Source organism: Flavobacterium sp. DSP2-3-1, from assembly GCF_049896865.1.
In the GTDB taxonomy this organism is placed as follows: Bacteria; Bacteroidota; Bacteroidia; order Flavobacteriales; family Flavobacteriaceae; genus Flavobacterium.
In genome coordinates this window covers 237,964-258,451 of record NZ_JAFCVD010000001.1, presented here as the reverse complement: position 1 = coordinate 258,451, position 20,488 = coordinate 237,964, and the positions used below count along the sequence as shown (strand labels likewise).

20 protein-coding genes are annotated in these 20,488 nt (G+C 35.7%); 9 read left to right on the top strand and 11 right to left on the bottom strand.

Annotation, left to right across the window (positions count from 1 at the left end; all coding sequences use genetic code 11):
- The first annotated feature begins 59 nt into the window (after nt 1-59).
- The 8 genes from ACP7AT_RS01240 to ACP7AT_RS01205 all read left to right on the top strand — a co-directional run bounded on the left by ACP7AT_RS01240 (nt 60) and on the right by ACP7AT_RS01205 (nt 8,953).
- Nucleotides 60-470 (top strand): BrxA/BrxB family bacilliredoxin, encoded by a 411-nt coding sequence (locus tag ACP7AT_RS01240; RefSeq protein ID WP_126452203.1) that lies wholly within the window; start codon nt 60-62, stop codon nt 468-470.
- A gap of 209 nt (nt 471-679) precedes the next feature.
- Entirely contained in the window at nt 680-1,159 is a 480-nt protein-coding gene (locus ACP7AT_RS01235) for a hypothetical protein (protein ID WP_426062549.1), read from the top strand.
- A gap of 610 nt (nt 1,160-1,769) precedes the next feature.
- Nucleotides 1,770-3,125, top strand: coding sequence for a rhodanese-related sulfurtransferase (locus ACP7AT_RS01230; protein WP_426062548.1), 1,356 nt, complete (start codon nt 1,770-1,772; stop codon nt 3,123-3,125).
- 186 nt (nt 3,126-3,311) lie between these two features.
- Entirely contained in the window at nt 3,312-4,586 is a 1,275-nt protein-coding gene (locus ACP7AT_RS01225; RefSeq protein WP_426062547.1) for a PSP1 domain-containing protein, read from the top strand.
- Nucleotides 4,570-5,049, top strand: coding sequence for a gliding motility lipoprotein GldH (locus ACP7AT_RS01220; RefSeq protein WP_426062546.1), 480 nt, complete (start codon nt 4,570-4,572; stop codon nt 5,047-5,049). Before ACP7AT_RS01225 ends, ACP7AT_RS01220 begins: the two co-directional genes overlap by 17 nt.
- A gap of 9 nt (nt 5,050-5,058) precedes the next feature.
- On the top strand, nt 5,059-7,368 hold the full coding sequence (locus ACP7AT_RS01215) for a penicillin-binding protein 1A (protein WP_426062545.1): 2,310 nt from the start codon (nt 5,059-5,061) through the stop codon (nt 7,366-7,368).
- Nucleotides 7,369-7,589: 221 nt separating this feature from the next.
- Nucleotides 7,590-8,291, top strand: coding sequence for a CoA transferase subunit A (locus tag ACP7AT_RS01210; protein ID WP_426062544.1), 702 nt, complete (start codon nt 7,590-7,592; stop codon nt 8,289-8,291).
- 2 nt (nt 8,292-8,293) lie between these two features.
- The gene (locus ACP7AT_RS01205; protein WP_426062543.1) at nt 8,294-8,953 is read left to right on the top strand and encodes a CoA transferase subunit B; all 660 of its coding nucleotides are present in this window, start codon (nt 8,294-8,296) and stop codon (nt 8,951-8,953) included.
- Nucleotides 8,954-9,070: 117 nt separating this feature from the next.
- On the opposite strand, the gene ACP7AT_RS01200 is transcribed toward ACP7AT_RS01205, so the two are convergent.
- The 11 genes from ACP7AT_RS01200 to hemA form a co-directional block, all read right to left on the bottom strand.
- Nucleotides 9,071-10,510, bottom strand: a complete 1,440-nt coding sequence (locus ACP7AT_RS01200; protein ID WP_426062542.1) for a nucleoside recognition domain-containing protein — start codon at nt 10,508-10,510, stop codon at nt 9,071-9,073.
- A 131-nt stretch (nt 10,511-10,641) separates the two neighbouring features.
- On the bottom strand, nt 10,642-11,355 hold the full coding sequence (locus tag ACP7AT_RS01195; RefSeq protein WP_426062541.1) for a 3'-5' exonuclease: 714 nt from the start codon (nt 11,353-11,355) through the stop codon (nt 10,642-10,644).
- A gap of 81 nt (nt 11,356-11,436) precedes the next feature.
- Nucleotides 11,437-11,907 carry a methylated-DNA--[protein]-cysteine S-methyltransferase gene (locus ACP7AT_RS01190; protein WP_426062540.1) on the bottom strand — a complete coding sequence of 157 codons (471 nt, stop codon included), beginning with the start codon at nt 11,905-11,907 and terminating at the stop codon, nt 11,437-11,439.
- Between the two features lie 215 nt (nt 11,908-12,122).
- Nucleotides 12,123-12,557 (bottom strand): c-type cytochrome, encoded by a 435-nt coding sequence (locus tag ACP7AT_RS01185; protein WP_426062539.1) that lies wholly within the window; start codon nt 12,555-12,557, stop codon nt 12,123-12,125.
- A gap of 2 nt (nt 12,558-12,559) precedes the next feature.
- Nucleotides 12,560-13,552, bottom strand: coding sequence for a porphobilinogen synthase (gene hemB, locus ACP7AT_RS01180; protein WP_426062538.1), 993 nt, complete (start codon nt 13,550-13,552; stop codon nt 12,560-12,562).
- Between the two features lie 110 nt (nt 13,553-13,662).
- Nucleotides 13,663-14,565, bottom strand: a complete 903-nt coding sequence (gene hemF, locus ACP7AT_RS01175; RefSeq protein ID WP_426062537.1) for an oxygen-dependent coproporphyrinogen oxidase — start codon at nt 14,563-14,565, stop codon at nt 13,663-13,665.
- Nucleotides 14,566-14,724: 159 nt separating this feature from the next.
- Entirely contained in the window at nt 14,725-15,276 is a 552-nt protein-coding gene (locus ACP7AT_RS01170; RefSeq protein ID WP_426062536.1) for a transposase, read from the bottom strand.
- Between the two features lie 135 nt (nt 15,277-15,411).
- Nucleotides 15,412-16,437 carry a uroporphyrinogen decarboxylase gene (hemE, locus tag ACP7AT_RS01165; protein ID WP_426062535.1) on the bottom strand — a complete coding sequence of 342 codons (1,026 nt, stop codon included), beginning with the start codon at nt 16,435-16,437 and terminating at the stop codon, nt 15,412-15,414.
- Nucleotides 16,438-16,459: 22 nt separating this feature from the next.
- Nucleotides 16,460-17,143: a uroporphyrinogen-III synthase gene (locus tag ACP7AT_RS01160; RefSeq protein ID WP_426062534.1), complete on the bottom strand. Its 684-nt coding sequence runs from the start codon at nt 17,141-17,143 to the stop codon at nt 16,460-16,462.
- The gene (gene hemC / locus ACP7AT_RS01155; RefSeq protein WP_426062533.1) at nt 17,143-18,066 is read right to left on the bottom strand and encodes a hydroxymethylbilane synthase; all 924 of its coding nucleotides are present in this window, start codon (nt 18,064-18,066) and stop codon (nt 17,143-17,145) included. The genes ACP7AT_RS01160 and hemC overlap by 1 nt, the downstream gene beginning before the upstream one ends.
- A complete protein-coding gene (gene hemA / locus ACP7AT_RS01150; RefSeq protein ID WP_426062532.1) occupies nt 18,066-19,322 on the bottom strand; it encodes a glutamyl-tRNA reductase in 1,257 nt (418 codons plus the stop codon). The genes hemC and hemA overlap by 1 nt, the downstream gene beginning before the upstream one ends.
- A 228-nt stretch (nt 19,323-19,550) precedes the next feature.
- Between hemA and ACP7AT_RS01145 the strand changes: the two genes are divergently transcribed.
- Nucleotides 19,551-20,423: a helix-turn-helix domain-containing protein gene (locus ACP7AT_RS01145; protein WP_426062531.1), complete on the top strand. Its 873-nt coding sequence runs from the start codon at nt 19,551-19,553 to the stop codon at nt 20,421-20,423.
- Nucleotides 20,424-20,488: the final 65 nt, after the last annotated feature.

Below are 20,488 nucleotides of genomic sequence, written 5' to 3'. Positions count from 1 at the left end.
GATTGTAAACTTTGTAACTTTGCAATTCAAAATTAGTATTGATTTAAAATAAAAAAAATATGTATCCAGAAGAAATGGTAAAACCAATGCAAGCGGAATTGACTGCGGCAGGTTTTCAAGATTTACATAGTGCTGAAGCAGTAGAAAACGCAATAAAATTAGAAGGAACAACGCTTGTAGTTGTAAATTCGGTTTGTGGTTGTGCTGCCAGAAACGCACGTCCGGGGGCAAAAATGAGTTTAGATGGCGCTAAGAAACCAGACCATTTAATCACCGTTTTTGCAGGAGTTGACAAAGATGCAGTTGATGCCGCAAGACAACACATGTTCCCTTTTCCTCCATCATCGCCAAGTATGGCTTTGTTCAAAAACGGAGAATTAGTGCACATGTTAGAGCGTCATCACATTGAAGGTCGCCCAGCAGAACTAATTGCTGAAAACTTGAAAGACGCTTTCAACGAGTATTGTTAATCAAGTAAAAAAGTCAAACTAAAACCACGTTCATTCGTGGTTTTTTTATTTGGAGCTTTTTCCAGCTATTCGTTTCAATCTTTTCCCCCGCTAAAAAGCGGATAAAAAAGGATTTCCACTGCTATCTGGGCTAGAAGATATTTTGTGCTAGAAAGATGTGTATATTTGATGTTGTTGCTAATAAAAAGAAATTTATACCTTTAAATCCTATGAAACAATATTTTACATTAATTTTTTTGCTCTCCCTAGCATCTTGTAATTCTATAGCAAAAGATACATCCCAAAAAATAAGTCTTAAGAATTATGCAGAAGAAGCCATGAAGGATTCGTTAATTGGAGCTAGCCCAATAGTAGTCATCTCAAAAGTATCGATCAAATTCTATTCAAAATTAGATGCAAATCATTATGTATTCTCAAAACTAAACAGAAAAGGTTTAGTCATTATTCCAAAAAATTCAGATGTGATTGAAGAAATTTTAGGAGCCGAAAGCAAATTAAATGGAGTAATCGTTTTTATGGAAGCACACGAACTAAAACCAGATTTTAATAAATTACGATATGTGCTAAATGGAAAAGAAATTAGAAAATCTGTATCAGATACGATTAACATGAAAAACATAAAAAGTTTTGTAGTAATTAAAAAACGGAATACCAATCAATTTGTTGCTTTTTTAAATACTAAATACTAAAATAATACTTTGATATTTAGCTAAAAAAACTACCCTACCATTCTTAATGAGAATGAATAATTTAAAGAAAACAATAAACTACTAATCATAAGTACAATCAAAATGTTAGTTTGAGCTTGAAATCAAAAAGAGAACATTAGGGTAAAATCAAAATATTTCAACGTCTGAACAATCAGAGATTCTTCGTTCCTCAGAATGACAAACTAAACGCAGTAAAATCAATCCGTTGTATCTCCAAATCACTACCAAAATTGTCACTCTGACGAAGGAAGAGTCCATACAAGTTGCTCACAACACAGCGATTGCTCCGCCAGTTCGCTAGCGCTCGGGTCTTCGTTCCTCAGAATGACAAAAAACGCAACATATAACTGTAACCACAACTATCCTAGCCCAGATTGCAGCGGCATCCTCTTGTTGTAGCGATAGCGAAAACAAGAGATACAGCGAAAAGCTGGAAATAGCTCCTAAAAAAATAAACCATTAAGAGATTAAGGAAAATTAAGCGTCTATTGTCAATGATTGCGAACCTTAGTTCCTTTAAAACTTTGCACCTCTGAACCTTTTTTATACTTTTGCAAAAATATATTTCTCAACTTAAACTGTTTATAGCATGCAACTGTACAACACATTAAGCGCAGAAGAAAGAGCCATCATGATTGATGATGCCGGAAAACAACGTCTTACGCTGTCTTTCTATGCTTATGCGCAAATCTCAAATCCAACACAATTTCGTAACGAATTATTTTTGGCGTGGAACTCACTTGAAGTTCTGGGTAGAATTTATGTAGCCCGTGAGGGAATCAACGCCCAATTATCATTGCCTGCTGATAATTTCTACGCGTTCAAAGATTCCATCGAGGTCTATGATTTCATGAAAGGAATCCGATTGAATATTGCCGTAGAACAAGACGATCATTCGTTTTTAAAACTGACTGTAAAAGTCCGTGACAAAATTGTAGCTGACGGTTTAGTCGATGAAACTTTTGATGTGACGAATATTGGAATCCACTTAAAAGCGGCGGAATTTAATGAACTTCTGGAAGATCCAAATACGATTGTGGTCGATATGCGAAATCATTACGAAAGTGAAATTGGACATTTTACCAAAGCTATCAAACCAGATGTGGATACTTTTCGGGAATCATTGCCCATTATCGAAGAGCAACTTACGGAACACAAACAAGACAAAAAAATATTGATGTATTGCACCGGAGGTATTCGCTGTGAAAAAGCCAGTGCTTATTTCAAACACAAAGGTTTTGAAAACGTATACCAACTTGAAGGCGGAATTATTGAATACACACGTCAGGTAAAAGCCGAGGGTTTAGAAAGTAAATTCATAGGTAAAAACTTCGTATTTGATCACCGCTTGGGCGAAAGAATCACGGACGATGTAGTTTCGCAATGCCATCAATGTGGCGAACCTTGTGACGTACATACCAATTGCGTGAACGAAGGTTGTCATTTACTTTTCATCCAATGTGAGTCTTGCAAGGAAAAAATGGAAGGTTGCTGTTCTGCAGAATGTGTGAGTGTCATTCACTTACCGGAAGAAGAACAAAAAGCCATTCGCAGAGGAATTAAAAACGGAAATAAGATTTTCAAAAAAGGAAAATCAGACGTTTTGACTTTCAAAAATAACGAAGAAACTCATGGAGTTTTTGTTGCAGACAAACCGAAAACTGCGCTTAAAAAAGAACAAAAAGTCAAAAAACAATACATTGGAAAAGGGACACATTTTTTTCCAAAAGCAAGTATTGGCCAGTTTTTAATTGAAGAAAACGAAATCAAAATTGGTGATACGATTCTGATAAAAGGCGCCACAACCGGTGAACAAAAAATAGTAATCAAAGAAATGCTGGTGAACGATTCAGTACAAGAAAAAGCAGTTTCCGGAGACACTTGCACGTTTAAATTACCATTCAGAATTCGATTATCTGATAAATTATATAAAATTTTAGATTAAACATTTAAGATAAAACTCTATGAAATTAACCCATTACAATCGGATTTGTAATGGGTTTTTTTATTAAAAATTTATGATTTATTGACGCTTTTATGCGTTGTGACGTAAAATTAAAAAATACTATCTTTACGCTTTAAACGTTTTAAGAACTTAAGTTGTGCTCGTCGCAACACTATATATAAAATTATGGCATGTACAAGTTGTTCAACTTCTGATGGTGGCGCACCTAAGGGTTGTAAAAATAATGGGACTTGCGGCACCGATAGCTGCAATAAATTAACGGTTTTCGATTGGCTTTCTAATATGAGTTTACCTAATGGTGACGCCCCTTTTGACTGTGTTGAAGTTCGTTTCAAAAACGGAAGAAAAGAATTTTACCGCAATACCGAAAAATTAACGTTAAGCATGGGCGACATCGTTGCTACTGTTGCTTCGCCAGGTCATGATATAGGAATTGTTACTTTGACAGGAGAATTAGTTAAAATTCAAATGAAGAAAAAAGGAGCCAATTACTTGGGTACTGAAATTCCAAAAATTTACAGAAAAGCATCCCAAAAAGATATTGACATTTGGTCAACAGCAAGGGATAAAGAAGAGCCCATGAAGGTTCGTGCCCGAGAACTGGCGATTGCTCAAAAACTGGAAATGAAAATTTCGGATATTGAATTTCAAGGGGATGGATCAAAAGCTACGTTTTATTACACTGCAAATGACCGTATTGACTTTCGTGCTTTGATTAAAGATTTTGCTAAAGAATTCAGTACCCGAATAGAAATGAAACAAGTAGGTTTCCGTCAGGAGGCAGCTCGTTTAGGCGGGATTGGTTCTTGCGGAAGAGAATTGTGCTGCTCTACTTGGTTGACGGATTTTAGAAGTGTAAATACCTCAGCGGCTCGGTACCAACAACTGTCTTTAAATCCACAAAAACTGGCCGGACAATGCGGAAAATTAAAATGCTGCTTGAATTATGAGTTGGACACTTACATGGATGCGTTAAAAGATTTTCCAGATTTCGAAACAAAACTGGTAACTGAAAAAGGAGATGCCATTTGTCAGAAACAAGATATATTTAAAGGTTTAATGTGGTTTGCTTACACGAATAATTTCGCCAACTGGCATGTTCTAAAAATTGATCAGGTCAAAGAAATTGTTGCTGAAAACAAACTAAAAAACAAAGTTACATCGTTAGAAGATTATGCTATCGAGCTGATTGTTGAGCCAGAGAAAAACTTTAATAACGCAATGGGCCAAGAAAGTCTAACTCGTTTTGACCAACCAAAAGCAAAGAAGAAACCGAATAAAAAACGCAAACCGGCTGGTGAAAACGCGATTATTGCCAATACTAACAAACCAGAAAACAATAATAAAACTGCAAATAATACCCGTCAAACTCCAGCAGAAAAAAAACCGGCAGAGCCAAGAAAACCAATAATTATTACTAAAAATGTGGATAAAAAATAGCGCTTTACTTCTTTTGGTTGTGATTCTCTTTTCTTCATGTGATAAAAAAAGGGTTTTTGATGAATATAAATCTGTTGGCAGTGCTTGGCACAAAGACAGCATTGTAACATTCAATTTACCAGAATTAGACTCAACAAAACGATATAATTTATTTGTGAATTTAAGAGCCAACAACGATTATTTATACAATAATTTGTTTTTGATTGTAGCGATGGAATTGCCAAATGGTTTTACAAAAGTGGATACACTTGAATATCAAATGGCAGACCCGGATGGAACATTGTTAGGCAATGGTTTCTCAGATTTAAAAGAAAGCAAACTCTTTTATAAAGAAAATGTAAGGTTCAAATCAAAATACAAAGTGTATATCAAACAAGCAGTTAGAGAAACCGGCAAAGTTCCCGGTGTAACGGCTTTAGATGGAATTACAGAGGTAGGTTTTAGAATAGAAAAAAAAGAATAAAATAGTATTATGGCTATCAAAAAAAATAACAATCCAACAAGAGGTAATGTAAATGACATTGCACATTATCAAAGGAAATTTTGGAAAATATTCTTCATAGGTTTAGGAAGTGTCGGTTTGTTTTTCTTGTTTGCTTCATGGGGAATCTTCGGTTCAATGCCTTCTTTTGAAGATTTAGAAAATCCTGATTCTAATTTAGCTACAGAAATAATATCAGCTGACGGAGTGGTTTTGGGTAAATATTTTGAAAAAAACAGGTCCCAGTTAAAATACGCTGACTTACCAAAAAACTTAATAGATGCATTGATTGCTACGGAAGATGCTCGTTTTTACGAACATTCCGGTATCGACGGGAGAGGAACTTTGAGAGCGATTTCTAGTTTTGGAACTAGCGGTGGAGCGAGTACACTGACACAGCAGTTAGCCAAACAATTGTTCCACGGCGAAGGGTCCAAATTTCTGCCTTTTAGAATTGTACAAAAAATAAAAGAATGGATTATTGCTATTCGATTGGAAAGACAATACACTAAAAATGAAATCATTGCGATGTATTGTAACGTTTATGATTTTGGAAACAATTCTGTTGGAGTAAGTTCCGCGGCAAAAACCTATTTTTCGAAAGAACCAAAGGATTTAACCATCAGTGAATCGGCCATATTAGTCGGAATGTTTAAAAACTCCGGTTTATACAATCCTATCAGAAACCCACAAGGAGTGAAAAACCGCAGAAATGTGGTGCTTTCGCAAATGGAAAAAGGAAAAATGATTACAGAAGCTGAAAAGGAAAAATTACAAAGTTTACCTATCAAGCTGAATTTCAAATTAGAAACCCATAAAGAAGGAACGGCAACGTATTTCAGAGAATACCTTCGTGATTACATGAAAAAATGGGCTGAAGAAAATAAAAAACCGGACGGTTCTGATTACGATATTTACAAAGACGGTCTAAAAATTTACACTACAATTGATTCCAGAATGCAATTGCATGCCGAAGAAGCAGTTACGGCGCACATGGCAAACCTTCAGGAAGAGTTTTTCAAACAATCTAAAGGGAATAAAAATGCACCTTTTGTAAATATTTCGAGTGCAGAAACACAAAAAATATTAAATCAGGCAATGAAATCATCCAACCGATGGGCGGTGATGAAATCATTGGATAAAAGCGATGAAGAAATTATAAAATCATTCAGCGAAAAAACAGAAATGACCGTCTTTTCCTGGAAGGGAGAAAAAGACACGATTATGACACCATTGGATTCTATTCGATATTACAAACATTTTCTACAATCCGGATTGATGGCTATGGAACCTCAAACCGGTAATGTAAAAGCTTGGGTTGGTGGTATCAATTACAAATATTTCCAATACGATCACGTAGGACAAGGTGCCAGACAAGTAGGCTCGACTTTCAAACCGTTTGTTTATGCCACTGCCATAGAACAATTGAATATGTCTCCTTGTGACTCGATTATTGACGGACCTTTTATGATTCGAAAAGGGCGTCATAATGTCACTGAAGACTGGGAGCCAAAAAACTCAGACAACCGATACCGCGGAATGGTTACCTTAAAAAGAGGTCTGGCCAATTCGATAAACACCGTTTCAGCAAAATTAATGGACAAAGTTGGTCCGGAAGCAGTAGTTGATTTAGCCCATAAATTAGGAATAAAATCTGAGATTCCTTTGCAGCCTTCCATAGCTTTAGGAGCAGTAGAAATAACCGTTGAAGACATGGTCGCAGCTTACAGTACCTTTGCCAATCAAGGTGTTTACATGAAACCCCAATTTATTTCTAAAATTGAAGATAAAAGTGGCGTGATCATCTACGAGCCAATTCCTGAGTCTCATGATGTTTTAAATAAAGATATCGCCTACGCGGTTGTCAAATTACTGGAAGGTGTAACCGAAGGTGGATCTGGAGATCGTTTGCGTACCACTGGCGGGGGAAGCGGAGACAACCGTTGGACCGGTTATCCGTATCAATTTAAAAACCCTATTGCGGGAAAAACAGGAACTACACAAAACCAATCCGATGGTTGGTTTATGGGAATGGTTCCGAATCTTGTAACTGGTGTTTGGGTAGGTTGCGAGGACCGTTCGGCTCGTTTCAAAAGTATCACTTATGGTCAGGGAGCTACAGCGGCACTGCCGGTTTGGGGTTATTTTATGAAGCTGTGTTATGCTGATCCGGCACTTAAAGTTTCTAAGGAAAGCTTTGAAAGGCCTGCAAATCTCTCTATAAAAGTAGACTGTTATGTACCCAGAAAAGTAGTAGACACGACAGCAGTAGAACAAGATACTGAAGAATTTGAATTGTAAAATTTTAATTAGGAGCTAATCCAGCCATACGTTGCAAACAAAGTTCACTGAACTCCAATAAAAATAAAAATATAGTGAAGTAATCTTTTTTTCGGTAAAAACCTCAAAAAAGGATTTCCACTGCTATCTGGGCTAAGGCACTAGTCCTCCGAACTATATCCTAGATTATTACAACTTAATTCATCGATAGACTAAAATTAAAAAAATAGCAACTCATTTATATGATTAACAAAAAAGTAAATAACGTTCAGGATGCCCTTCAAGGAATTGAAAATGGGATGACTATCATGCTTGGCGGTTTTGGATTATGTGGTATTCCAGAAAATTCGATTGCCGAAATAGTAAAAAAAGCAACTACGGATTTAACCTGTATTTCAAACAATGCGGGTGTCGATGATTTTGGTCTGGGATTGCTTTTGAAAAAGCGCCAAATCAAAAAAATGATTTCATCTTACGTAGGTGAAAATGCCGAATTTGAACGCCAAATGCTTTCTGGAGAACTAGAAGTAGACCTTATTCCTCAAGGAACTTTAGCAGAACGTTGTCGTTCGGCACAAGCTGGAATTCCTGCTTTTTTCACACCAGCAGGTTATGGAACTGAAGTAGCCGAAGGGAAAGAAGTCCGTGAATTCAATGGAAAAATGCATGTTATGGAGCACGCTTTCAACGCTGATTTTGCGATCGTAAAAGCATGGAAAGGTGACGAAGCCGGAAACCTGATTTTTAAAGGAACCGCAAGAAATTTCAATCCTTGCATGGCCGGAGCAGCAAAAATCACCATCGCCGAAGTAGAAGAATTATTACCTGCAGGAAGTTTAGATCCAAACGAAATTCATATACCGGGAATACTTGTAAATAGAATTTTTCAAGGCGAGAAATATGAAAAAAGAATTGAACAAAGAACCGTGAGAAAAATTTTCTAATTATGGCTTTAGATAAAAATCAAATTGCAAAACGCATTGCAAAAGAATTAAAACACAACTATTACGTGAATCTCGGAATCGGAATTCCAACATTAGTGGCAAATTATGTTCCAGAAGGAATTGACGTTGAATTTCAAAGCGAAAACGGAATTCTCGGTATGGGTCCATTCCCTTTTGAAGGAGATGAAGACGCTGATTTAATCAACGCCGGAAAACAAACCATCACCACTTTGCCCGGAGCTAGTTTCTTCGACTCCGCATTTAGTTTTGGAATGATTCGTGGACAACATGTTGACCTAACCATCCTTGGCGCAATGGAAGTTGCCGAAAACGGCGATATTGCCAACTGGAAAATCCCTGGTAAAATGGTCAAAGGAATGGGAGGCGCTATGGATTTAGTGGCTTCTGCCGAAAATATTATTGTAGCCATGATGCACGTTAATAAAGCAGGAGAATCTAAAATACTTAAAAAATGTACGTTACCATTAACGGGTGTCGGTTGCGTTAAAAAAGTAGTTACTGAATTAGCCGTTTTAGAGGTTACCCCGCAAGGTTTCAAACTCTTGGAACGCGCGCCGGGTGTAACCGTAGAGCATATCATCGCTTCTACTGAAGCTGATTTAATAATCGAGGGAGAAGTTCCAGAAATGGAAATAGATTAACATTTACTTTAAAAACACAAAAAAACCACAATCTCAAATAGTACAGAGATTGTGGTTTTTTTTATACACCGATTTGCGATTCCATCCAAAAATCAAATCATTTTAAAATTCTTGTTTTTAAAAGAACCAGGTCGCCACAAAAATTGCTGTAATCACACAAATCAAATCGACTACAAGCATCGTTCCTAACGCATATCGCGTGTTTTTAATATTTACGGAACCAAAATAAACGGCTATCACATAAAAAGTACTTTCGGCACTACATTGAAAAATACTACTCAATCTAGCCGTAAAGGAATCGGCACCAAAAGTGTTCATCGAGTCAATCAAAAATCCTCTTGATCCGGCAGAACTAAAGGGACGAAGTAAAGCGACTGGTAAAGCATCCGTAATTTGCTTACTAACTCCCATATTAGAAAAAATGAAAGCAATCCAATTGCTGATAATTTCAAATAAACCACTGTTTCTGAATAAAGAAATGGCAACCAGCATTCCCAAAACATAAGGAAAAATAGTCACTCCGGTCTTTACACCATTGTTGGCTCCTACTACAAAAGTCTCAAAAACGGTAGTCGATGCTTCTGTAAATTTCTTTTCATTTATAAATGAAAAAATCAACGTAAAAGCAATAATTCCAATTAATATTAAAGCAGAAAGATTTGAAGTGAAATAGTTTTTTCCAATTAAATCCAAATGGTTCACATACATCAACAAACCAACAATTGCGGCTATTAATGTCATCAATACAATCACTAAAGAAGCACTTTTGAAATTGATTCTTTGTTTGATTCCTACAATTAAAAAGGCTGCAATAGTACCGATAAACGAAGTGATAATACAAGGCAACATCACATCCGCAGGATTGCTTGCGTTAGCCGCAGCACGATATCCTATAATAGACGTAGCAATTAAAGTTAGACCCGAAGCATGCAAACACATAAACATGATTTGAGCGTCACTCGCTTTGTCTTTGTCAGGATTAATTTCCTGCAAACTTTCCATAGCTTTTAGACCAAATGGAGTTGCAGCAGAATCTAACCCCAGAAAATTAGCGGCAAAATTTAAAGTCATGTAGGAAATCGAGGGATGGTTTTTGGGAATACTCGGAAACACTTTTACAAAAACAGGACTTAATGCTTTCGCCAATTTTCCAGAAGCACCAGAAATTATTAAAAGTTCCATCAATCCGCAGAAAAAGGCCAAATAAGCCATCAGCGGAAGGACTAAATCTATTAAAGTACTTTTACAAGTTGGCAATAAACCATCTGATTTTTGAACACCGCTGTAAATTTTTACGGTTTTATTCTTAAAAACATAAGTCGTATCCGCATTTAGCGTGTCCCGGTTGATAATCATGGTTTGCTCTGGCGCTGTCTTTATGCTGTCTTTTATAAAAGTAGGAAGTTCTTCGGCAAATTTCTCCGACACCAAAATTGGATCATCTTTCTTTCCGTTCAAAACGTGGTCAATTGTATAACTGTCTCCAGAAAATAAACTAAACACTACAAATACAATTGCTGAAATAAAAATGACCAACCAAAATCTACTCAATACCATAATCTATATTTTTTGTAAATGTAATCAATCAATTGCAATGACGATAGCAAAAAGACAAGGTCAATATAAAACAGAAAGGTAGATGTTATGCACTACTATTGATTTTTAAGATTGAAATTATCATTGATTTTTTACACATGAATGATCTCGTCGTCAATTAACAATTCTTCTCTACGCAATCGGAGGAAAATTTGTGCTACTGCAATAGTGTCTTTTTCACAATAGGTTACAATGCGGTCAATGTCTTTATCCACATAAAAAACATGACCAACCTGACTGCCATCGATATCGCCTTTTGGAGAAGGAATTCCGAGAACTTTACACAACAATTTTAAAGAAGTAAAATGTTTATAATCACCAAATTTCCATAATTCTAACGTGTCTAAATGTGGAATTTCCCATGGTTTTTTTCCAAATAAATTCAGCTTGTTCGGAATAGCAATTTGGTTAATAATCATCCGTCTGGCAAGGAAAGGAATATCGAATTCCTTGGCATTGTGACCACACAAAACGTGTTGTGGCTGATTGAAATGAGTGTTCAACAAATTATTGAAATCCAATAATATTTTCTTTTCTTCTCCAAAAAAAGAAGTTACCCTGAAATTTCGAATATCGCCTTTGATGGTAAAATAACCCACGGAAATACAAATGATTTTCCCAAACTCGGCCCAAATTCCCGCTCGATCATAAAAATCCTCCGGCGTGTATTCGTCTTTGCGCTGGTATTGGGTTTTGTGTTCCCAAAGATCTTTCATTTCAGAATCTAATGCATTGAAATCCTCCGCCTGCGGAACGGTTTCTATGTCAAGAAATAGGATATTATTGAGATTTATTTTTTCTATCATTTTAGGGCACGCAGATGAAGCGGATTTTACAGATTGGAACGGATTTTCTTAAACGAATATAAGAAATTTATTCACAAACAACTAAAAAAGACTTTGTTGTGTTGTAGGATTTTCGTGTTCCAATAACCATTTTTTGCGCCACAAACCTCCTGCATATCCTGTTAATGAACCATCCGTTCCAATTACTCGATGACAGGGAACCACAATCCATAATGGATTTTTTCCATTCGCGGAAGCCACTGCTCGAATGGCTTTTACATCACCCAAAATTTTGGATTGTTGAAGATATGTTCTCGTTTTTCCATAAGGAATTTCCAATAACGATTTCCATACTTTTTGTTGAAAATCAGTACCTTTTGGATTTAATTTAAAATCGAAATCATTTCTTTTTCTTTCGAAATAATCATTAAGTTGAGAAATGGCGTCCTGCAAAATTGTTGGAATTACATTTGAAATTTCGCCTTCATCAGCAACTGAAATTACGGCTATTCCATTTTCATCGCCTATGATTGTGGCAATTCCTAAGGGGGTTTTGATGTATGCTGTTTCCATATTTTAAAGATAAAAAAATTACCCACATTGTTCCTAAAGAAGTAACAAAGTTCAGAAATAAATGCATTTAAAACGCTTTGAACATACAAAAACCATTCGCAGAGACGAATGGTTCTTATGTTTTAGCCCTGATAATAGCGGCATCCTTTATGTTTTTTCTTTAAAAATATAAAGATAAAGCGGATAGCAGGATTAGCTCCTAAAAAACGCCAGTATTATTTCAAACTTGAATACACATACGCTTCTAAAGCTTTCAATTCATCATCAGACATGGCTTTGGTAATCACGAAGTTTGCTTTCATGACTTCATATTGGCTTGGATCAACAATAGGTTCGCCTTCGCCTTTCAAAAACGTTACGATACTTGCGTTTTTATCTTTATAAATTTTAGCAATATCCTGCAGACTTGGCCCTATCACTTTCTTGTCAACCTGATGACAGGCCACACAATTTCCTTTTCCTTTGAAAATTTCCTCTCCTAATTCCTCTGGTGTTTGCGCAACTACCTCAGTTGATGTTGGGTATAAAGGTTCTTTTTTCACTTCTTCTTTTTTACAAGAAACAAAACTCAGAACGGCTAATAAGAATACAATTTTTTTACTCCTATTTTTAATGTTTATTTTCTGGTATTCGTGAATCTTCGATTTCATGATTATTTATTTAAAAGTATAGCAGCTTCTTTGGCAAAGTAAGTCGAAATCAAACTGGCTCCAGCACGTTTGATGCACATTAATTGTTCCATCATAATTTTATCGTGATCTAGCCAACCTCTTTCGGCAGCAGCTTTAATCATCGCGTATTCCCCTGAAACATGATAAACTGTCACAGGAACATTCACCGCATTTTTGACCTCGCGAACGATATCTAAGTAGGCAATTCCCGGTTTTACCATAACCATATCGGCGCCTTCTTCCACGTCCCACAACGCTTCTTTAATGGCTTCGATTCGATTGGCATAATCCATTTGATATGTTTTCTTGTCTTTTGGGATTTCAGTGGCGTCAACAGGGGCGCTGTCTAACGCATCACGAAACGGCCCGTAAAATGCCGACGCGTACTTAGCCGAATAACTCATGATGCCTACGTTATGAAAACCGGCAGAGTCCAGACCTTCGCGCAAACGCAATACACGTCCGTCCATCATATCCGATGGCGCTACAAAATCGGCTCCGGCTTGCGCATGAGAAACGGCCATTTGAACTAAAGCATCATTTGTTGCATCATTTTCGACATCACCGTTTGTAATAATTCCGTCATGTCCATAAATAGAATACGGGTCCAAAGCCACGTCTGGCATTACAATCATTTCCGGACAAGCGGCTTTGATGGCACGAATGGCATTCTGCATCAACCCGTTTGGATTCCAAGCTTCCAGTCCTGTATTGTCTTTTAAATTTTCACTGACTTTTACATAAATATTGACCGCACGAATGCCTAAGGAGAATAATTCATGAATTTCTTTTACCGTCAAATCGATGGAACGACGAAATATACCCGGCATGGACGCAATTTCTACTTTGTAATTTTCTCCTTCAGCGATAAACATAGGAAACATGAAATCACTTGGACTTAATGTCGTTTCACGAACTAAACTTCTGATTGATTCGTTCGTTCTTAACCTTCTGCCTCTGTGTAATGGGAACATATTATTTCCGTTTAAAGTTAAACTTTTATTTATTTTTTTAATCATTAAGAAATTAAGATTCATTAAGGTTTTAAACTTAATTTTCCTTAATGTCTTAATGGTTCAACTATTTAAATCCAATTTTTTGGATTTTCTAATACTTTTACTAATTTTTCTTCTGCACTTCCAATTTCCGGATGATGGTCATAGATCCATTGCACATTGGGTGGCAAACTCATCAGAATACTTTCGATTCTTCCATTGGTCTTTAGTCCAAATAAAGTGCCTTTGTCATGAACCAAATTAAACTCTACGTAACGGCCGCGACGAATTTCCTGCCAAGTTCTTTGTTGTGGAGTATAAGGTAAATTTTTTCTTTTTTCTACAATTGGAACGTATGCGTCAAGGAAACTATTCCCCACTTCTGAAACGTAATTGAACCAATCTTGCATACTCATTTCTGGAGTTTCTTTGCAATAATCGAAAAACAACCCGCCGATTCCTCGTGATTCATTTCTATGCGCATTCCAGAAATAGGCATCACATTGTTTTTTGTATTTTGGATAAAACTCCGGATTATGTTTATCACAGGCCATTTTACACGTTTGATGAAAATGAATTGCATCTTCTTCAAACAGATAATACGGAGTTAAATCCTGTCCACCACCAAACCATTGCTGAATCACGTTTCCGTTATCATCGTACATTTCGAAATAGCGCCAATTGGCATGAACCGTAGGAACCATTGGATTTTTTGGATGCAATACCAAACTCAATCCACAGGCAAAAAAATCAGCTTCGCCCACATTAAACATTTTTTGCATGGCTTCCGGTAACTTCCCGTGAACTGCCGAAATATTCACGCCGCCTTTTTCGAAAACTTTGCCGTTTTCGATTACACGGGTTCTTCCTCCTCCGCCTTCCGGACGTTCCCAAAGGTCTTCCCGGAATTTGGCTTGACCTTCAACCGCTTCCAATCCTTTACAGATTTGGTCTTGAAGGTTTTGTATGTAAGTGTAAAATTGTTGTTTCATTATAAATTTGCTTTACAGCAACTAACTTATTAAATATTTCAAACTAAAACCTCTTGCTTTCCTGCAAGGTTTCCAAAACATTGTACGTATAACTAGTAATGATATTCCTAATTTAACTTAGCTGTAAGGTTAAAAAAACCTTACATGATTGTAATAATATTACTCAAACGTGTGTTTTTCAGTTAAAAAATCATTTTTTTGATTGTGACAAAAAATGAAATTTTCTAAAACTCCAAACAGCTTCAACACTTCTTCTTTCTCTATTTTTGTTTCTTTGTTTGAAATAAAAGCTTGATACGAAGAATACTCATAATCCTGAAATTTTAAATCTAAATGATGCTTCGGATTCAAATGCACATATAATATCAATTGCTTCAAGTAATCATCCCCATTCAATCTTATTCTTTTGAAATGTTTTTCAAAAAGACTTCCTGTTCTCTCTGTTTGCTTATTAAAGGCTTTAGCATAAGAGTTAAAAAAATTAGAAAATGCTTGTGTTACTATTTTTTCCTCTTCCTCTAAACGAATGACTAAATGAAAATGATTTCCCATTAAACAGTATGCAAATATTGAAATCTTACCATCTAAATATCTCGATAACTGCTTTAAAAAGTAAATCTTATTTTCATCATTTTCAAAAATTAAACACCCGTTAATTCCTCTATTATAAATATGATAATAACCCTCTTTTTCTAAAACTTCTAATTTCATATATTAGCTTTTATATTTACAATCCTACAAAGTTAAAAAAACCTTCTAGGTATCGCTTTTAGGCTGATGTACTCAAAAAACACCTACAAGGTTTTGGAAACCTTGCAGGATATACCGCAAACTGAACACTGTTTACTACTGATTATACTCCTTCACCGCATCAATAAACGCTTTGGCATGATCCACAGGAATATTTGGTAAAATTCCGTGACCTAAATTCACGATGTATTTATCTTTTCCGAATTCGTCAATCATTTCGTGTACCATTTTCTTGATAACAGGAATGGGTGACAACAATCTGGATGGATCAAAATTTCCTTGTAAAGTGATATTTCCTCCAGACAAGTATCGTGCATTTCGTGGAGAACATGTCCAGTCAACACCAAGTGCCGCAGCTCTACTTTTTCCCATTTCGCCTAATGCAAACCAACATCCTTTTCCGAAAACAATTACAGGAGCATCATCGGCCAAGGCTTCAATAATTTGGTTGATGTATTTCCAAGAGAATTCCTGATAATCCACTGGAGATAACATTCCACCCCAAGAGTCAAAAATTTGTACAGCGTTTACTCCTGCTTTTACTTTTTCTTTTAAATATAAAATCGTGGTATCGGTAATTTTTTGCAATAAAACATGCGCTGCTTCTGGATGTTGGAAACAAAATCCTTTGGCCATATCAAAACTTTTAGAACCTTTTCCTTCCACGGCGTAACACATAATTGTCCAAGGAGAACCTGCAAAACCAATTAACGGCACCTCATCATTCAACATTTCTTTGGTCAATTTGATAGCATCAAAAACATAACCTAATGTTTCATTAACATCCGGTACGATTACTTTCTCCACATCCTGTATCGTACGAATTGGGTTTGGTAAAAACGGACCGAAGTTTTCTTTCATCAACACTTCAATTCCCATTGCTTGTGGAATTACCAAAATATCCGAAAACAAAATGGCCGCATCCGGAGCAATTCTACGTATTGGCTGAACCGTAATTTCGGCAGCTAATTCTGGCGTTTGACAGCGGGTGAAGAAATCATATTTATCACGTAAAGCAATGAATTCCGGCAAATATCTTCCGGCTTGACGCATCATCCAAACTGGCGGACGTTGTACTGTTTCTCCTTTTAATGCTCTTAAAAATAGGTCGTTCTTAATCATGTATTTAAATTTTAGCAGATCGCTAAATGCTTTCCGTTGTATAATATTCAATAACTTCCAAAATCACCTCTTCAATAGTCGGTGTTTCGGCAATTACTATGTTTGTAATTTTCGTTGTTTGTAATGCTGATGCTGTGGTAGTGCCTACGCAAAAACAAACTTCATTCTTAATTTTATTATTTGTCAAATAACTTTCAACGGCAGAAGGGCTAAAAAATAGAATTCCGTCAAAATTTTCTTGATCTGATATTTTAAAAGGCGCAAGTGTTGTTTGATACACTTCGATTTCGTTAAAAGTTATTCCGGCACTTTTTAATGCTCCAGGCAACGTTTCTTTACGCAAATTTCCGCTCAAAAAAGTATAGCTTTCCTTATTGTAAATTAAAGTAATTATTTCGGCTAATTCAGAGGCGTAATCCAAATAAACATCAACTGTAAAGCCATGCAATTCAAGTAATTCCTTGGTTTTAATTCCTACACAAAAAACAGGTTTGGTCTTTAAAACTTCCCAACCGTTTTGTTCCATCAAACTTAAAACAGCATTTTGGCTACTAAAAATTAAATTGTTGTTGATTGTATTTAATTCAAAAAGGTTGTTTTTTATTTCGATGAAATCTTGTTCTAAAAGATCAAAATTAGCATCAAGAAATACTTGCCTTTGTTCTGCCGACAATGTTTTAGTGGATAAAATGCTTGTTTGGCTCATTATTTCTTCAAATTATTTTTAATTTCTGACATCAATTTTATTCCGCCATTGTTCAGAATTTCCTGAGCATAATAAAATCCTAATTTCTTCCATTCTTCGATAGGAACAATTTTATCAATTTCAATCTTTTCTTTTCCGTCAAGCGAAAACAAAACACCTTGAAAATGAATGGTATCCTCCTCTTCATTATATTTAGCTAAAGCCCCAATAGGAGCTGTACAGCCTCCTTCTAAGGTTTTTAAAAACTGTCGTTCAATGTAAGTTACAATTTCGGTTTCAATATGATTTAAATGTGATAAAGCATCACGGGTAAATGCATCTTTTTGCATCGCAACAACCAGCATTGCGCCTTGAGCCGGCGCCGGAATCATCCAATCCAAATCAATGTAATTCGACGGCTTCAAATTGATTCTTTCCAATCCTGCTGCTGCAAAAATGGCTCCGTTCCAATCACTTTGCTGCAATTTCTGCATTCTAGTATTGACATTTCCGCGTAAATCAACTACTTTATGAGTCGGGTATTTACTTAGCCATTGTGCCTGACGACGCAAACTTCCGGTGGCAATTGTTCCTTGTTCATTGAGAAAATCAAGGCTTCCTTTATATACCAAAATATCCAACGTACTAGCTCTTTCCAAAACTGCTGCCTGAACAATTCCTATTGGTAAAGCTGTAGGAACATCTTTCATCGAATGCACTGCAATATCAACCTGACCGTTGATCATGGCGATATCTAGAGTTTTGGTAAAAATACCAGTGATTCCTAATTCGTAAAGTGGTTTGTCAAGAATGATATCTCCTTGTGATTTTACCGCTATAATTTCGGTTTTATAGCCTAAATCATTCAGTCTTTTTTCGACGTTATGGGCTTGCCAAAGCGCGAGTTCACTATCGCGGGTTCCTATGCGTATTGTTTTATTCATTATCTTGCGGTAGCTCCAATTTTGAAAACTTTTTCAATCCATTCTATACTTTCGTCCACCATGGTATCGTCGTCTTTCAAATGATTGGCAAAGTGAGTTGTTATTTTTTGGATAATTCTGGCACTGATGATTTCAGCCTGTTCTTCATTAAAATTGGAAATTTTCCTACTTTGAAAATCCAATTCAGATGTTTTGATCGCATTCAGTTTTGCCTTTAAAGCATTAATCGTAGGAGCAAATTTCCTGCCTTTGGTCCAGGTAATAAATTCTTCCTTTATTTCTTCAATAATTGCCTCCGCTGCGGGAATATGTTTTTTCCTGTTTTCTAAAGTTTCATCCGTCAGTTGTGACAAATAATCCATGTGAATTAGCTTAACGCCCTCTATCTCTTCTACATCTTCTTTTACATTTTTCGGAATGGATAAATCCAAAATCAACAATGGTTTTTTTAAATTCAGAATGGCTTTGTCAATCGTTGGATTTTGTGCTCCGGTTGCTACCACAACGACGTCTGCTTTTTGTAGTTCCAAGTGCAGTTCCGAATAATCTTTTACAATTAAATTCAATTTTCCGGCTAGTTTCTCCGCTTTTTCTTTGGTTCTGTTGATAAGCGTGATGTGTTCGTTTTTAGTATGTTTAACTAAATTTTCACAGGTGTTTCTGCCAATTTTGCCAGTACCAAACAAGAGTATATTTTTGTTTCCAATATCTTCAACATTCTTGAAAATATAGTGAACCGCAGCAAAAGAAACCGAAGTAGCTCCTGAGCTAATCTGTGTATCAGTTTTTATCTTTTTACTTGCCTGAATAACGGCATTCACCAATCGTTCCATAAAAGCATTGGCTAAACCCAACGATTTTGACTGTGAAAAAGAATTCCTTATTTGGGCAATAATTTCAAAATCACCAAGTATCTGACTATCTAAACCCGTTCCCACACGAAACATGTGGCTTATGGCTTCTTGATTTTTATAGACAAAACCTACTTTTTGAAATTCTTCAACAGAGCCCTGACTGTTTTCACAAATCAGTTTTATTAATTGAAAAGGATGCTCTGCAAAACCATAAATTTCCGTTCGGTTGCAGGTAGAAGTTACGATTAAACTTTCTATTCCTTCAGTCTTAGCTTGTTCGAGTAAACGGTTTTTTGCAGTAGCATCTAAACTGAATTTACCTCTGATCTCAGCATCTGCCTTTTTATAACTCAATCCAACGGAGTAAAAATAATGATGCTTTAATTTGTTATTATTTTCCATATGTGCACTTTTCCAGAAAGTGGAACAAAATTATAACTATAGTATTTATAAAAGTAACGCTAGAAGTACTTTTTGTATCGCTGCATGATTTTTTAAATTTAAATCGTTATTTAATTATAAAAACCCTTATTTTTGTACAACAAACAGGTCTTTTTTAGCGCATTATTTAGAGTGTTTCTAAATAAACCAACCTGATAATTATCATTTTTGTATTAAAAAAACATCGCTATGAGTTCTCAAGAAATAATAAAAATTGAAGATGATTTTACATTAATTCGATTTCAGAATGACGGCACCGATGTCTTTCAAGCCCAACGTGAAGTAAGCAGCGGATTGATTCAATTTCATTTTGGATTAAAAGGAAATGCAAAATTCATTTTTAATCAAGGAAACTATGCGTTAGAATTAAAAGAAGAAAAATCATTACTTTTATATAATCCACAAAAAGAATTGCCTTTAAACCTGGAACTAGCACCAAATTCGTGGGTGATATCAGTAATTATTTCGATCAAAAAATTTCATGCTTTATTTTCAACCGAAGCGGATTATATTACCTTTCTAAGTGCTGATAACAAAGACAAAAAATATTACGATGAAGGAAATGTAAGTCCTTCGATGGCAATTGTACTTTCGCAATTGTTTCATTATAATTTGCACCCGTCCATTAAAAACTTGTATTACAAAGGAAAAGGATATGAATTATTGAGTTTGTATTTCAATAGAACCGAAGATCCAAACGCAGAACAATGTCCGTTTTTGATTGATGAAGACAATGTAATAAAAATCAAAAAAGCCAAAGAGATCATAATTGCCAATATGGCCGAACCGCCTGGATTACAAGAATTAGCCGATGAAATAGGTTTGAATTTAAAGAAACTAAAAATGGGTTTCAAACAAATTTATGGCGATACCGTTTATGGTTTTCTATTTGACTACAAAATGGATTTTGCTCGAAAACTACTCGACAGTGGCTCCTATAATGTGAATGAAGTAGGATTAAAAATTGGCTACAGCACCGGAAGTCATTTTATAGCAGCCTTCAAAAAGAAATTTGCCACTACGCCTAAAAAATATTTGATGTCAATCAACCCAAATATGTAGTAAAAAATTGATTTCTTCTATTAAACAATAAATAAAAAATAGTTAATCGCAATTTATAAAAAAGT